The organism is Streptomyces sp. NPDC012827 (assembly GCF_042900905.1).
Classification (GTDB): Bacteria; Actinomycetota; Actinomycetes; order Streptomycetales; family Streptomycetaceae; genus Streptomyces; species Streptomyces gulbargensis.
Genome location: NZ_JBIBBY010000011.1, coordinates 246,291 through 260,614, shown reverse-complemented (window position 1 = coordinate 260,614; position 14,324 = coordinate 246,291). Strand labels below are relative to the sequence as shown.

General features: G+C 73.7%; 13 protein-coding genes. 1 reads left to right on the top strand and 12 read right to left on the bottom strand.

All coding sequences use genetic code 11. The features are described 5' to 3' along the window. Nucleotides 1–160 precede the first annotated feature (160 nt). The 12 genes from ACFY60_RS24505 to ACFY60_RS24450 form a co-directional block, all read right to left on the bottom strand. The gene (locus ACFY60_RS24505) at nt 161–1,261 is read right to left on the bottom strand and encodes a polyprenyl synthetase family protein (RefSeq protein ID WP_388617043.1); all 1,101 of its coding nucleotides are present in this window, start codon (nt 1,259–1,261) and stop codon (nt 161–163) included. Then, nucleotides 1,258–2,826: a hydroxysqualene dehydroxylase HpnE gene (gene hpnE, locus ACFY60_RS24500; RefSeq protein ID WP_388617040.1), complete on the bottom strand. Its 1,569-nt coding sequence runs from the start codon at nt 2,824–2,826 to the stop codon at nt 1,258–1,260. Before hpnE ends, ACFY60_RS24505 begins: the two co-directional genes overlap by 4 nt. A gap of 121 nt (nt 2,827–2,947) precedes the next feature. Next, nucleotides 2,948–3,898: a presqualene diphosphate synthase HpnD gene (hpnD, locus tag ACFY60_RS24495; RefSeq protein WP_388617037.1), complete on the bottom strand. Its 951-nt coding sequence runs from the start codon at nt 3,896–3,898 to the stop codon at nt 2,948–2,950. Beyond that, entirely contained in the window at nt 3,895–4,806 is a 912-nt protein-coding gene (gene hpnC, locus ACFY60_RS24490) for a squalene synthase HpnC (protein WP_388617034.1), read from the bottom strand. The genes hpnD and hpnC overlap by 4 nt, the downstream gene beginning before the upstream one ends. Nucleotides 4,807–5,119: 313 nt before the next feature. Continuing rightward, a complete protein-coding gene (locus ACFY60_RS24485; protein WP_388617031.1) occupies nt 5,120–5,770 on the bottom strand; it encodes a TetR/AcrR family transcriptional regulator in 651 nt (216 codons plus the stop codon). 114 nt (nt 5,771–5,884) lie between these two features. Then, complete coding sequence (locus ACFY60_RS24480; RefSeq protein ID WP_309049865.1) at nt 5,885–6,670, bottom strand: ABC transporter ATP-binding protein; 786 nt, start codon at nt 6,668–6,670, stop codon at nt 5,885–5,887. Continuing rightward, a complete protein-coding gene (locus ACFY60_RS24475) occupies nt 6,663–7,592 on the bottom strand; it encodes an ABC transporter permease (protein ID WP_309049866.1) in 930 nt (309 codons plus the stop codon). Before ACFY60_RS24475 ends, ACFY60_RS24480 begins: the two co-directional genes overlap by 8 nt. A 49-nt stretch (nt 7,593–7,641) precedes the next feature. Beyond that, nucleotides 7,642–8,487, bottom strand: coding sequence for a glycosyltransferase family 2 protein (locus ACFY60_RS24470; RefSeq protein ID WP_388617176.1), 846 nt, complete (start codon nt 8,485–8,487; stop codon nt 7,642–7,644). A gap of 47 nt (nt 8,488–8,534) precedes the next feature. Then, complete coding sequence (locus ACFY60_RS24465; protein WP_345283866.1) at nt 8,535–9,314, bottom strand: CDP-alcohol phosphatidyltransferase family protein; 780 nt, start codon at nt 9,312–9,314, stop codon at nt 8,535–8,537. Further along, nucleotides 9,292–10,353: an iron-containing alcohol dehydrogenase family protein gene (locus tag ACFY60_RS24460; protein ID WP_388617027.1), complete on the bottom strand. Its 1,062-nt coding sequence runs from the start codon at nt 10,351–10,353 to the stop codon at nt 9,292–9,294. Before ACFY60_RS24460 ends, ACFY60_RS24465 begins: the two co-directional genes overlap by 23 nt. Next, nucleotides 10,341–11,078 (bottom strand): sugar phosphate nucleotidyltransferase, encoded by a 738-nt coding sequence (locus ACFY60_RS24455; RefSeq protein WP_388617024.1) that lies wholly within the window; start codon nt 11,076–11,078, stop codon nt 10,341–10,343. Before ACFY60_RS24455 ends, ACFY60_RS24460 begins: the two co-directional genes overlap by 13 nt. Continuing rightward, nucleotides 11,075–12,853, bottom strand: coding sequence for a DUF5941 domain-containing protein (locus ACFY60_RS24450; protein WP_388617173.1), 1,779 nt, complete (start codon nt 12,851–12,853; stop codon nt 11,075–11,077). The genes ACFY60_RS24455 and ACFY60_RS24450 overlap by 4 nt, the downstream gene beginning before the upstream one ends. Nucleotides 12,854–13,300: 447 nt before the next feature. On the opposite strand from ACFY60_RS24450, the gene ACFY60_RS24445 reads away from it, so the two are divergent. Continuing rightward, nucleotides 13,301–14,242, top strand: coding sequence for a cation diffusion facilitator family transporter (locus ACFY60_RS24445; protein ID WP_388617021.1), 942 nt, complete (start codon nt 13,301–13,303; stop codon nt 14,240–14,242). Nucleotides 14,243–14,324: the final 82 nt, after the last annotated feature.

The window sequence follows — 14,324 nt, the reverse complement described above, 5'->3', positions numbered from 1 at the left end:
GGGGGGGCGGGGGGGCGCCCGGCCCGGGGGTGGGGGGGGTTGGGGGGGGTCTGGGGGCCCCGGGGGGGGGGGGGCCCCGGGGGGGGGGGGGGGGTCGGCGGGGGGGGGGGGGGGGGGGGCGCCGCCCGGCGACTGCGAACTCATATCAGGCTGATGGCGATCATTTCTTCCGTACGACGACGAAGTCGGCCAGAGCGATCAGCTGTTCCCGTACGCGGGTGGGCATGTCCACCTCGTGCAGGGCGCGGATCGCGACGGTGTGCTGGCGGCGGGCCTCCTCGGAGGTCCACTCGCGCCCGCCGGCCTCCTCGATGAGGGCGGCCCGGTAGGCGAAGTCCTCCTCGGAGAAGGAGTCGAACTCGTTGGACTTGGCGTCCTCGGCGAGGAGCCGGGCGAGGCGCTCGGAGGCCTCCCCGCCGGCGGCGAGGGCGGCGACGACCGGCAGGGACTTCTTGCGCTGGCGCAGGTCGCTCCAGGTCTGCTTGCCGGTGGCCTCGGGGTCTCCCCAGATGCCGAGGAGGTCGTCGACGGCCTGGAAGGCGAGGCCGAGGTGGTAACCGAACTCCTCCAGCTTGTCGGCGGTGCGGTCGTCGGCGCCGCCGAGGACGGCGCCGATGGAGACCGCGCAGGCGAGGAGGGCGCCCGTCTTGTTGCCCTCCATCTCCAGGCACTCCTCGACGGTGACCCGCTCGCGGTGCTCGTAGGAGATGTCCTGGGCCTGCCCGTCGATGAGCTTGCGGGTGGCGGTGGTGAGGCGGCGGGTGGCCCGCCCGGCCTCGACGGTGCCGAGTTCGAGCAGCAGCTCGTTGGCGAGGGCGAAGAGGGCGTCACCGACGAGGATGGCCTGCGCCGGCCCGTGCACCTTCCACACCGTGTCGCGGTGGCGGCGCTGCTCGTCGCCGTCCATGAGGTCGTCGTGGAGCAGCGAGAAGTTGTGGACGAGTTCGACGGCGACGGCGCCGGGGACGCCGATCTCGGGCGCGGCCCCCGCGGCCTCGGCCGAGATCAGGGCGAGCGCGGGGCGCACGGCCTTCCCGCTGTCGGCGTCCGTGGGCCTCCCGTGGGCGTCGATCCAGCCGAAGTGGTAGGCGGCCACGGTGTCCATGGGCGGTGCGAGGCGGTCGACGGCCGCCCGCAGTACGGGGGTGGACAGGGTCCGTCCCCGTTCCAGCAGTGCGGTCACGTCCGCGGTGTCGACGGCCGGGCTCCCCGGATGCGCTGTCGGCACGGTCTCTCCTCTTGTTCCGGTACTCACACTCATACCGCCTCCTGCAGCGGGTGGTCGTGGCGGCGGCCGAAGGCGGAGAGCGCGGCGCCCGCCGCGGCGAAGCCGCTGCGGACGGCGCCCTCCATGGTCGCGGGCCAGCCGGTGGCGGTCCACGCGCCGGCCAGGTAGAGGCCGGGGGCGTGGGTACGGGCGCCGGGCCGGAGCCGGCCGACGCCCGGGGTGGGCGCGAAGGTCGCCGTCCGCTCCCGGGTGACGAAGAAGTCGCGGATCCCGGCCCCGCGGGCGGCGGGCAGCAGCCGCTCCAGCTCGGGCAGGTACCGCGCGCGCAGGGCGGCCACGGGCTCGTCGATGTCGTCCTGGGCGGCGGACTGGGAGACGGCGAGGTACTGGCCGGGCCCGGTGAGCCCGGAGGAGCGGGTGCGGTCGAAGACCCACTGGACCGGGGAGCCGAGCGCGGTGAAGAAGGGCTGCCGGAGCACCTTGCGGTCGTAGACGACGTGCAGGTTCAGGATGGGGGCGGTGCCGATGTCGAGGAGCCGGTCGGGGTCGTCGAGGGCACCCTCGGGCAGCAGGTGGTGGGTCTCCTGCTGGGGGACGGCGAGGACGACGGCGTCGGCCTCGACGGTCTCGCCGGGCAGGGCGACCGCCCAGCGGCCGTCGGCGGTACGGGAGATCCGCTCGGCCTTGGCCCGGAGCACGGTGCGCACGCCGAGGCCGGCGAGGGCGCGGGCGGCGAGGGTGTCGTGGAGTTCGCCGAGGGGGACGTGGGCCCAGCCGATGTCGGCGGCGCCGGGCTCGGAGAGGAGCCCCGTCCTGAAGACCATGGCGGCCAGGCCCATGGAGGCGTGCGGGGCGGTGGCGTTGAGGGTGGCGACGCCCACCAGGTCCCACAGGGCTTCGATGGTGCGGGGCGTCTGTCCGTGCCGGCCGAGCCAGGTGGCGAAGTCGATGCCGTCCAGGGCCGGGTCGGCGGGGTCGAGCCGGCGCAGGGCGAGCGCGGCACGGCCGACGGATGCGCGTTCGGCGAGGGAGAGATGGGGGTACGTGGCGAGGCTGCGGGCCAGGTGCAGTGGTACGGGCAGGGCGTCGCGCCGCAGCCGCCCGAGCCGGGGGCCGCGCGGGTGGGCCACGTCCAGGACGGGCACGTCGAGGCGGTCCTGGAGCGGCGCGAGGTGGGCGCCGCCGATGCGGTCGAGGAACCAGCGGTAGGCGGTGCAGCAGCGCAGGTAGACGTGCTGGCCGTTGTCGACGTGCAGGTCCCCGCGGCGGAAGGAGAAGGCGAGGCCGCCGAGGCGGGGCCGCCCTTCGAGGAGGGTGACGCGGACCCCGGACTCGGCGAGCCGCAGGGCCGCGGTGACTCCGGCGAGGCCTCCCCCGACGACGACCGCGTGCCGCCGGCGGCCGTCCCCGTGGCCGGTGCCGTCCTCGGCGTCCCGCCCGGTACGGACGCCGGCCTCGCGGCCGGCGGGTTCCGTCCGGCCGTCCTGCTGCCGGACGGCCGGTGCCGTGGCGTCCGGAGCGAGCCGGCCGGCGGTGGCCGGCGGGCGGTGCCGGTCGGGCGCCGGGCCGGGGGTGGAGGTGGTCGCGTCGGGCGTCACGCCGGCTCCGTTCGGGTCGTCGCGGAGGGGAGGACGGGGCCGGCCGGGGAAGCGGCCCGCACCGCCGCCGGACCGGGCGCGTACGGGCGCGTGCGCGGGCCGCCGGGGGCGGGCGGGCGCGTCACGCCGTGCTCCGGAGGGTGCGGCGGGCGATGTGGCGGGCGTCCAGGCCGGAGAGGCCGCGGACGGCGACGTACGCCTTCTCGTGGCCGGGGAGCGAGACGCGGCCCCGGAGGACGGCCTCGGGGTCGCGCTCGATGCGGTCGAGGAGACGGCGGTAGATGCCGGCCATCGCGGCGACGCAGGCGCCGCTGCGCCGGTCGAGCAGGGGCAGCAGCCGGTAGCCCTCGGTGAACAGGGCCCGGGCGCGGCGCACTTCGAAGTGGACGAGGCCGGCGAAGTCGGCGCCGGCGGGCGGGGTGTCGGCGGCGAAGCCGTCCTGGCAGCCGAACTTGGCGAGGTCGTCGGCGGGCAGGTAGGTCCGGCCGCCGGCGGCGTCCTCGCGGACGTCCCTGAGAATGTTGGTGAGTTGGAGCGCGAGCCCGAGGGTGTCGGCGTACTCCGGGGCCCGGTCGGCCCCGGCCGCCCCGGGCTGCGTGCCGAAGACGCCGAGCGAGAGGCGGCCGATGGCCCCGGCGACGCACCGGCAGTAGACCTTGAGGTCGTCCCAGTTCTCGTAGGTGGCACCGCGCACGTCCATGAGGACGCCGTCGATGAGTTCGTCGAGGCCGCCGAGGGGGATCGGGAAGCGGCGGGCGGCGTCGGCGAGCGCGACGGCGACCGGGTCGGTGTCGTCCTCGGCGACCTCGCCCCCGCGGATCCGGTCGAGTACGGCGCGGGTGGCCTCCAGGCGCTGCCGCTTCTCCTCGGGCGGGAGCGTGCCGTCGCCGATGTCGTCGACGCGCCGCGAGAAGGCGTACAGGGCGGACATGGCCTGGCGCTTCCCGGTGGGCAGGAGACGGATGCCGTAGGCGAAGTTGCGGGCCTGCTGTCCGGTGACGGCCTCGCAGTAGCCGTACGCGGCGCGCACGGGCGCGGACGTCCGGGGCTGTTCCTCCACGGTGGCGTTCACCCCTCTCTCCGCGCCCTGAGCAGCACGGCTCCCGCCTGGCGCATCAGGCTCGGCTTGGTGGGCCCCGGCGGGCCGGGCAGTACGTCGAATCCGGCGGCGGCGACGGCGTCGAGCGCGGCGAGGCCGCCGGCGGTGAACCCGGCGAGGAGGAGCCGCAGGCGCCCGCGGACACTGCCGACGAGGGGGATGCCGGCGTGGAGGAGGGCGCGGGCGCGGTCGGCCTCGAAGGCGACGAGGGCGCGGACGGAGGCGCCCGCGGTGGGCCGGGCGAGGTCGTCCTCGGTGACGTGGAAGCGCTTGAGGTCCTCGGCCGGGAGGTAGATCCGGTCGCGGCGGAGGTCCTCGGCGACGTCCTGGAGGTGTTCGACGATCTGGAGGGCGGTGCAGATCTCGTCGGAGCGGCGGACGCGCTCGGGGGTGGCGGTGCCGGTGAGGGCGAGGACGAGCCGGCCGACGGGGTTGGCGGAGAGTTCGCAGTAGGCCAGGAGGTCGTCGTACGTCTCGTAGCGGCGGACGAGCTGGTCCTGCCGGTTGGCGGCGATCAGGCCGAGGAAGGGGTCGGGGGTGAGCCCGTGGCGCCGCACCGTCGGCTGGAGGGCGCGGAGCAGCGGGTGGCGGGGGGTTCCGTCGAAGACGCGGTGGAGGTCGGCCTCGAAGGCGTCGAGGAGGGCGAGCCGGTCGCCGGCGCGGTCGGGGCCGAGGCCGAGGAGGCGGGCGTCGCCGCCGCCGGGGGCCAGGTCGCCGTCGCCGATGTCGTCGACCAGGCGGGCGTATCCGTAGACGGCCATGAGGTCCTCGCGCCAGGCGCGGGGTACGAAGAAGGGGGCCACGGGGAAGTTCTCGTCCGCGGCCTTGCCGAGGGTGGTGCGCGAGGAGGCGCCGGGCCGCGCCTGCGGAGCTGCCGTCACCGGGCGGCGCCCGGCGCGGGGACGGCGGCACCCTCGTGGAGCTGGAGATTCTGCGTCATGGCCGTCACATCTCCCGTTCTACACTGCCGATCCAATCCATCCTATTTCGGACACGCCGCCGAGCCCTGCCGGAGGGACCTCGAAGGTGGGTCGGTGGCCTCGGGGATGTCACCCTGCGTGCCACGGAACGGACCGGTACAGCTTACGTCGTACGGGACACCTCGCCGTGCGGGGGTGCCGGGGGCCGGAAGGCAGGTGCCGACGGGCCCCTCAACTTCCGTCGCCGGGCGTCCCGTTGGGTCGTCGGCGCCGGTCAGAGCCCTCGGGTGCCGGAGACGACCATGGCGAGCGTCGTCTCCACGACCGCGTCCCGGCGCGGGGCCGGCAGACGCCGCAGCGGCCCGTCGAGCAGGAGCAGTGACAGTCCGTGCACGGCCGACCACACCGCCGCGCAGGCGGCCGGACGGGTCGCGGCGCCGGAGGGGGTACGGAACCGGCCAAGGATCTCCAGTGCCTCCCCCAGCAGGGCGAAGGCCCGGCACTCGGGCTCCTCGGTGGGGAGGTCGGCGGCGGAGCCGTGTCCGGGGGCCGGGCGGACGGTGTGGAACGCGGCCCGGTAGAGGCCGGGCTGTTCGAGGGCGAAGGCGATGTATCCGCGGCAGAGGGCGGCGAGCCGGCGCTCGGCGGCGAGGGCGGGGTCGTCGGCGCCGGGTTCCCGGGCGGCGGTCCGTTCCATGGCGGCGGCGAGCCGTCGCCGGGCGTGGCCCCCGACGGTACGGAGGAGTTCCCCGCGACCGGCGAAGTGGCGGTAGGCGGCGGTGGGCGAGACACCGACCCGGCGGGCCGCCTCACGCAGGACGACCCGCTCGGGGCCGCCCTCGGTGGCGAGGTCGACGGCCGCGCCGATCAGCGCGTTGCGCAGATCGCCGTGGTGATAGGTCTTCCCGCCCGAGGTCGCTGCCATGGGGTCATCCTGCCCGATGTTGACCGCATGAACATTCCGCGCGGGGCGCGACGCGGACGCGGGATCCCCCCTGCCGGACGGGCGGCAGGGGGGATCCCGGAGGCTCGGCGCGACTCAGCGGGCGGTCTCGCGCTCGTACGCCTTGAGCACCTCGTCGGTGGGCCCGTCCATGAGGAGCTGGCCCTTCTCCAGCCAGAGCACCCGGTCGCAGGTGTCCCGGATGGACTTGTTGCTGTGGCTGACGAGGAAGACGGTGCCCGCCTCCTTGCGGAGCTCCCTGATGCGCTCCTCGGAGCGGATCTGGAACTTGCGGTCGCCGGTCGCGAGGGCCTCGTCGATGAGGAGGACGTCGTGGTTCTTGGCGGCGGCGATGGCGAAGCGGAGGCGGGCGCCCATGCCGGAGGAGTACGTCCGCATCGGCAGGCTGATGAAGTCGCCCTTCTCGTTGATGCCGGAGAAGTCGACGATGTCCTGGTAGCGCTCGCGCACCTCCTCGCGGCTCATGCCCATGGCCAGGCCGCCCAGGATCACGTTGCGCTCACCGGTGAGGTCGTTCATCAGGGCCGCGTTGACGCCGAGCAGCGAGGGCTGGCCGTCGGTGTAGACCTTGCCGCTCTCGGTGGGGAGCAGTCCGGCGATGGCCCGCAGCAGCGTGGACTTGCCGGAGCCGTTGGAGCCGATGAGGCCGATGGCCTCGCCGCGGTAGGCGGTGAAGGTGACGCCGCGCACCGCGTGGACCTTGCGGACGCCCCGGGTGACCTCGGCCTTGCCGCGGCCCAGGATCCGGCTCAGGGCGGCCGTGGCGCTGCCCTTGCCCCCGCCGCCGGCGTTGACCCGGTAGACGATGTGGACGTCGTCGCAGATGACGGTGGGGACGTTGCCCCGGTCGGTGTCAGCCACGGCCGTACCTCTCCTCGGCCTTCCAGAAGTAGACGAAGCCGCCGATGCCGAAGGCCAGGGCCCAGCCGAGCGCGGTCGCCCAGACGTGCGACGGCAGGTTCTCGGAGCCGTACCCGTCGATCAGCGCGAAGCGGATCAGGTCCATGTAGACCGCCGCCGGGTTGTACATGAGGACGTCGGCGATCCAGGCGGGCTTGTCGGCGAGCATCGCGGGGATGGAGAACATCACGCCCGAGGCGTACATCCAGGTGCGCATGACGAAGGGCATCAGCTGGGCGAGGTCGGGCGTCTTGGCACCCATCCTGGCCACGATCATCGCGAGTCCCACGTTGAACACGAACTGGAGGAAGAGCGCGGGGATCAGCAGCAGCCAGCTGGCCGAGGGGTAGCTGCCGAAGGCCATGGCGATCGCCACGAGCACGATCATCGAGAACAGCAGCTGCTGGAGCTGCTGGAGCGAGAAGGAGATCGGCAGGGTCGCGCGCGGGAAGTGCAGGGCGCGCACCAGGCCCAGGTTGCCCGAGATCGACCGTACGCCCGCCATCACGGAGCTCTGCGTGAAGGTGAACACGAAGATGCCGGTGACGAGGAAGGGGATGTAGACGTCCTCGCTCATGCCCCGGCCCGCGCCGAGGATCAGCCCGAAGATCAGGTAGTAGACCAGGGCGTTGAGCAGCGGGGTCGCCACCTGCCACACCTGGCCCAGCTTGGCCTGGCTGTACTGGGCGGTCAGCTTGGCCGAGGAGAAGGCCAGGATGAAGTGGCGGCGGCTCCACAGCTGGCGGACGTACTCGAACAGCCCGGGCCGGGCGCCGCTGACCGAGAGACCGTACTTGGCGGCCAGCTCGGCCGGGGCCAGGCCCTCGTCGACGGACGGAGGCGCGCTCGTCGCGACCGCCCCGCCCTGGTGTGTGTCACTCACAGTCGAAACTTTCGTGTTCAAGATGCGCGGCACGTCGGGTACCACGATGTCAGACGACCGGGGGGCGACCCAGCCGGGTCAGCCGCCACACCGTACGCCATCTCATCGGGCGTCGCGGACCGCAGGGAGCCGCCCACCCGGCGCGGAATCCGCCGGCCCACGCCTTCAGCGCGGAGGGCGAGGGCCGCCGGGCCAGGGTGAGCAGGAGCCAGACGCCGAGATAGACCGGCACCAGGGGCGCGGGCAGGTTGCGACGTGCCAGCCACACTCGGTTGCGGGCCACGTTGAAGTGGTACGTCGCGTGGCGGGAGGGTGCGGTGGTGGGGTGCAGCAGCACCATGTCGGAACGGTAGTCGATCATCCAGTCGGCGTCGAGCGCGCGCCAGGCGAGGTCGGTCTCCTCGTGCGCGTAGAAGAACTCGCCGGGGAGCGTGCCGACTTCGGCGAAGACCTCGGTGCGGACGGCGTTGGCGCCGCCGAGGAAGGTGGTCACCCGCGAGGAGCGCATCGGGTCGGAGGCACGCAGGCGCGGCACGTGCCGGCGCTGGGTGGCGCCGGTGTCCGGATCGGCGATCCGGAAGCTGATGATGCCCAGGCACGGGTCCGCGGTGAAGGCCTGGCGGACCAGCTCCGCGGTGTCCCGGTGGGCGAGGAGCCCGTCGTCGTCGAGGAACAGCAGGACGTCCACGTCCCCGCCGCCCGGTCCGAAGGCCTCGATGCCCACGTTCCGGCCGGCGGGGATGCCCACGTTCTCCGGCAGCTCGACCGTGCGCACCCCGTCGGGCACCCCGGTGACCGGGGCGCCCTGGCCGACCACGACGACCTCGACGGGGTCGCCGTCCTGCGCGGCGATCGAGTCGAGCAGCGCGCGCAGGTCGTCGGGGCGGTCGCCCATGGTGATGACGACCGCGCCCACCTTCAGCGGGGTGCCCACGGCGGTCCTCACCTGAGCCTGCTGGACACCAGGATCGACACCAGGTGCAGCACGGTCTGGAGGAGGGCGATGCCGGCGAGGACGGCGACGCCGAGCCGGGAGAGGAAGAGGTCGCCCCGGATCTGGTCCCCGATCGCGAGGACCAGGATCAGGAGGGAGGCCTCGATCCCCAGGATCAGCCGGTGGAACTTGAGGGCGGCGGCGGCCCGGCGGGCCAGCGCCATGCCGGACGAGCGGGGCTCGGCCGCCGACTCCTGCACCGGCGGCAGGCCGCCCTGGTGGCGGGCGACGCCGACCAGGTCGGTCTCGGCCTTGATCAGGATGGCGCCGAGGGCGGCGAGGGTGCCGAGGAAGGCCCACAGCCAGTCGATCCGGCCCGGACCCCACAGGTCCGCGGCGCGCAGGCCGAAGCCGGCGAGCACCGCCGCGTCGCAGAGGTAGGCGCCGACGCGGTCCAGGTAGACCCCGCCGAGCGAGTACTGCTTCTTCCAGCGGGCCACCTCGCCGTCGACGCAGTCGAGCAGCAGGTAGAGCTGGACCATCACCACACCGAGCACGGCTCCCGGGATGCCGGGCACCAGGAGGGCGGGGGCGGCGAGGACGCCGCACACCGTCATCAGGTAGGTCAGCTGGTTGGGCGTGACCCGGGTCGTCACCAGGTGGCGGGTGATCCGCAGCGAGATCTCCCGCATGTACAGGCGGCCGCCCCAGTGCTCGCCGCTCCGCCGGTCCTTCACACCCGGCGGGTGGACGACCGGGCGGAGCTCAGCTACCGATGGCTTGGGCATAGTCGGCGTACGCGTCCCTGATCTCGTCGTCGGACAGGTCGAGGTGTTCCAGGATGGTGAAGCGGCCGGGTCGGGTCTGCGGGGCGAAGGAGACCGCCCGTACGAACTCGTCCACGGTGAAGCCCATCTCCTCCGGGAGCACCGGGAGGCCGTGCCGGCGCAGCGTCTCGACCATCAGCGCGGACTCGTCGCGGGCGCCGCGCAGGTGCATGGCGAAGGCCGCGCCGAGGCCGCACTGTTCGCCGTGGCTGGCGGCGCGGGCCGGGTAGAGCAGGTCGAAGGCGTGGCTGATCTCGTGGCAGGCGCCCGAGGAGGGGCGGCTGTCACCGCTGATCGACATGGCGATGCCGGACATCACCAGGCCCTCGGAGAGGGTGACGAGGAAGTCGTCGTCGCCGACGCCGCCGGGGTGGCGCAGCACCGCCTCGCCCGCGCTGCGGGCCATGGCGGCGGCCAGGCCGTCGACCTTCTCTCCGGTCTCGCGGTGGGAGAGCTCCCAGTCGGCGATGGCGGAGAGGTTGGAGATCGCGTCCCCGATGCCGGAGCGGACGTAGCGCACGGGGGCGTCCCGGATCACGTCCAGGTCGATGACCAGGGCGATCGGGGTGGGGACGCCGTAGGAACCGCGGCCGTTGTCGTTGTCGAGGGTGGAGATCGGCGAGCAGATGCCGTCGTGCGACAGGTTGGTGGCGATGGCCACCAGCGGCAGACCGACCCGGGCCGCCGCGTACTTGGTCACGTCGATGATCTTGCCGCCGCCGAGGGCCACCACCGCGTCGTACCGCTTGCCGCGCATGGCGTCGGCGAGTTTCACGGCCTCGTCGATGGTGCCCCCCGCCACCGGGTACCAGTCGGCACCCGGCAGCTCGGCGGCGAAGCGGTCCCGCAGCTTGAGGCCGGAGCCCCCGCTGATGGCGACGGCGATCTTGCCGTTGCTGGAGATCCGCTGGTCCGCGAGGAGCGCGGACAGGTCGTCCAGCGCTCCGCCGCGGATGTCGACGACGACCGGCGAGGGGATCAGCCGGGTCAGTACTGGCACGCGATCTCACGGCCCTTCGCGAGGTCGTCGTGGTTGTCGATCTCGACCCACTTGACGTCGCCGATGGGGGCCACGTCGACGGTGAAGCCGCGGTTGACGAGCTCCTGGTAGCCGTCCTCGTAGTAGAGGTCGGGGTCGCGCTCGAAGGTGGCCTTGAGGGCGTCGGCGAGCTCCTCGGCCGCCTCGGGCTCGATCAGGGTGACGCCGATGTACTCGCCGGTGGCGTCGGCCGGGTCCATCAGCTTGGTGATCTTCCGGACGCCCTGGCCCTCGGCGGTGACGACCTTCATCTCCTCGTCGGCCAGGCTCTTGACCGTGTCGAGGGCGAGGATGATCTTCTGGCCGTTGCCGCGCGCGGCGAGCAGGGTCTTCTCGACGGAGACGGGGTGGACGGTGTCGCCGTTGGCGAGGATCACACCGCGCTTCAGGACCTCACGGGCGCACCACAGGGAGTAGGCGTTGTTCCACTCCTCGGCCTTGTCGTTGTCGACGAGGGTGAGCTTCAGGCCGTACTTCGCCTCCAGCGCCTCCTTGCGCTCGTAGACGGCCTCCTTGCGGTAGCCGACGACGATCGCGGCCTCGGTGAGACCGATCTCCGCGAAGTTCTTCAGGGTGAGGTCGAGGACGGTGGTGTCACCGTCGACAGGCACGAGGGCCTTCGGAAGGGTGTCGGTGTAGGGGCGCAGACGCCGTCCGGCACCGGCTGCCAGTACGAGGCCGATCATGCTGTTTCTCCTTCGTCGTGAACGGCGGGTGCTCCGGAGGAGACCCAGAAGCGGATGGACTCCACGAGCACCACGAGCGCGACGGCGCCCGCGAGGGCGGTCACTGCCAGGGTGAAGTCGTCGCCGCGGTCCGCGAGCAGGGCGGCGAGGACGGCCACCAGGAGCGTGCGCCCCTCGTGTCCGCCGGTGACGCGCACCAGCCAGGAGGGCGGCGCGCCGGTGCCGCCGCGGATGCGGTACACCGTGTCGTAGTGATGGTAGGCGACCGCCGCGACCAGCCCGAACGCGGCGGGGAGGGCCTGCGGGGCGTCGGAGCGGGCGGCGAGGACGAGGACGGTGGTGTACTCGGCGGCGCGGAAGAAGGGGGGGACCAGCCAGTCGAGGGCGCCCTTGAGGGGGCGCGCGACGGCGAGGCCGGCGAGGGCCGCGTAGCCGGCGGCGACGGCGATCAGGCGGGGGTCGCCGAAGGGCAGCAGCAGTGCGCCCGTGATCATCAGGGCGGCGCCGAGGAGGGCGACGAGGGGGGCGGGCGCCGGGAGGCGGCGGCCGGCCTTCGCGACGAGTTCGGCGAGCGGGCCGGAGTCCGCGAGGTCGGCGAGCGCCCGGGCCGCCCGGTCGGGCCGCCCGGCACCCCTGCGGGACAGCGAGCGCAGCAGGCGGCCGGCGGTGGTGTAGCAGGCACCGAAGGCGCAGCCGGCGATCAGGGCCCAGAAGACGACGCGGGGGCTGGTGAGGGCGGTGAGGACGGCGATCATCGCCCAGCGCTCACCGATCGGCAGGATGATCATGCGGCGGGCCCAGACGGTCCACCCGACGCCGTCGAGCCTGCTGGAGAGGGCCAGGCTGGTCTTGGCGGCGGCACCGGTGGTCGCGGCGTTGGCCTCGTTGAAGGAGAAGTCGACGACGTGCCGGCAGGTCATGAGGACCATGGCGCCGAGGGCGAGGGCCCACACGTCGTCGCCGTCGCGGGCGGCGCCGAGGGCGAGGCCCGCGTAGAAGGCGTACTCCTTGGCGCGGTCGAAGGTGGCGTCGAGCCAGGCGCCCATCGTCGAGTACTGGAGCGCGTAACGGGCGAGCTGCCCGTCGGTGCAGTCGAGGACGAAGGAGACGAGGAGGAGGACGCCCGCCGCGACGTAGCCGCCGCGGGTGCCGGTGGCCGCGCAGCCGGCCGCGACGAGGGCGGTGAGCAGCGAGGCGGTGGTGACCTGGTTGGGGGTGAGCCCCCGGCGCGCGCACCAGCGGGCGATGTACCGCGAGTACGGGCTGATGAAGAAGGTGGTGAAGAAGCCGTCGTGCGCCTTGACGGCGGAGCGGAGGCGGACGGCCTCGTCGTCGACGGCGGCGACGGCGGCGCGGGCCTCGTGGCGGGCGGCGGCGTCGGTGGGCACGGTGGCGACGAGGGTGCCGAGCTGGGGCCGGTGGACGGGGACGCCGCCGGCGTCGAGGGCGTCGGCCAGGGCGCCGGTCAGGTCGTCGCCGGTGGCGGCGGCCAGCGCGCGGGCCAGCGCGGGCCGGGCCTCGCGCTGGGCGGTGACGGCGCCGGGTGCGGCGGCGGCCGGGAACCGGGGGTCGGTGAGCGCGAGGCGCAGGGCGTGCAGGTGTCCGACGAAGCGGGGGTCGACGAGCGCGACGCGTTCGGCGGCCGGGACGGCGGCCAGGAGGGCGCCGGTCTCCTCGGGGCCGGAGGCGACCCGGACGTCGAAGCCGAGCGACCGCAGATCGTCGTCGAGCGAGGATCCGGGTGCCGGCGGGCCGGTGAGGATGGCGGTCGACAGACGAACTCACTCCTTGGAGCTGACGGAGGGGCCGGCGGGGCCTTGGCTGCCCCGGGCACGGCGGTGCGGGCCCGGCACCGGGCGGCGGCACGTCGGCTGAGGCTATCGGATGAACGGAGGGGGAGTTCACCGAGGCTTCGCGGGGCGGACTCCCCCGGGCCCCGTGGTGTCCGCCCGGCCGCGCCGCCCGTGGCGGTGATCGTCAGGAGTGACCGGCGGTCCGCTCACCGACCCCGGGGGGCCGGCCTCCCGGACGGTCCGCGGGAGCGGTGCACCGGAGGTTCCGTCCGTCCGCGCGCCTGCCGCGCGGTTCATGACCAGGGCGGACATCACCGCAGGTCAGAGCCAATGACAACGGTGTTCAGTACCGTGTTGCACATACCCCCCACCCGTAGTTCACTGGCGTCTCGGGGCACAGGAGTACGACTCGACCGGGAGGCCATGGGCATGGGGGCTGGACACGACCACGGGCACGGCCACGGGGGACCGCCGCCGACGGGGACCGCAGGGGCCGCGTACCGCAGCCGGCTGCGGATCGCCCTCGGCATCACGCTCTCCGTGATGGTGATCGAGATCATCGGCGGTGTGGTCGCGGACTCGCTCGCGCTGATCGCGGACGCCGCGCACATGGCGACCGACGCGGTCGGCCTCGGGATGGCGCTGCTCGCCATCCACTTCGCCAACCGGCCGCCGTCCGGCAACCGCACCTACGGCTTCGCGCGGGCCGAGATACTGGCGGCCCTCGCGAACTGTCTGCTGCTGCTCGGCGTGGGCGGTTACGTCCTGTACGAGGCGGTGCAGCGGTTCATGGAGCCGGCCGGGACCAGGGGCGGGCTCGCCATCGCCTTCGCGACGGTCGGCCTGGTCGCCAACGTGATCTCGCTGTCCCTGCTGATGCGGGGGCAGAAGGAGAGCCTCAACGTGCGCGGCGCGTACCTGGAGGTGCTGGCGGACGCGCTGGGTTCGGTGACCGTGATCGTCGCGTCCGGGATCATCCTGCTGACCGGCTGGCAGTACGCGGACCCCATCGCCTCGCTCGTGATCGGCCTGATGATCGTGCCGCGCACGGTGAAGCTGCTGCGCGAGACGCTCGACGTCCTCCTGGAGGCGGCGCCCAAGGGGGTCGACATGGCCGAGGTACGGGCTCACATCCTGGCCCTGCCGGGGGTGGACGACGTGCACGACCTGCACGCCTGGACGATCACCTCCGGGATGCCGGTCCTCTCCGCGCACGTGGTGGTGGACCAGGGCGCGCTGGACTCCGTGGGGCACGAGAAGATGCTCCACGACCTCCAGGGCTGCCTGGGCTCCCACTTCGACGTGGAGCACTGCACCTTCCAGCTGGAGCCGGCCGGGCACGCCGCGCACGAGGCGAAGCTCTGCCTCTGACTGTTAGGCTCCCCGGACAGACACGTGTGGGAGAGGAGCTGAGGGTGATGACCGTCGCGACGGAGGCCGCCCCGCGCGGCCG

Bases quoted from the DNA above. Each gene is read 5' to 3' on its own strand.
- ACFY60_RS24505 (WP_388617043.1), bottom strand. From the start codon at position 1,261: ATGAGTGTGAGTACCGGAACAAGAGGAGAGACCGTGCCGACAGCGCAT.
- ACFY60_RS24470 (WP_388617176.1), bottom strand. From the start codon at position 8,487: ATGGGCGACCGCCCCGACGACCTGCGCGCGCTGCTCGACTCGATCGCC.
- ACFY60_RS24485 (WP_388617031.1), bottom strand. From the start codon at position 5,770: ATGGCAGCGACCTCGGGCGGGAAGACCTATCACCACGGCGATCTGCGC.
- ACFY60_RS24455 (WP_388617024.1), bottom strand. From the start codon at position 11,078: ATGATCGGCCTCGTACTGGCAGCCGGTGCCGGACGGCGTCTGCGCCCC.
- ACFY60_RS24465 (WP_345283866.1), bottom strand. From the start codon at position 9,314: ATGCCCAAGCCATCGGTAGCTGAGCTCCGCCCGGTCGTCCACCCGCCG.
- ACFY60_RS24445 (WP_388617021.1), top strand. From the start codon at position 13,301: ATGGGGGCTGGACACGACCACGGGCACGGCCACGGGGGACCGCCGCCG.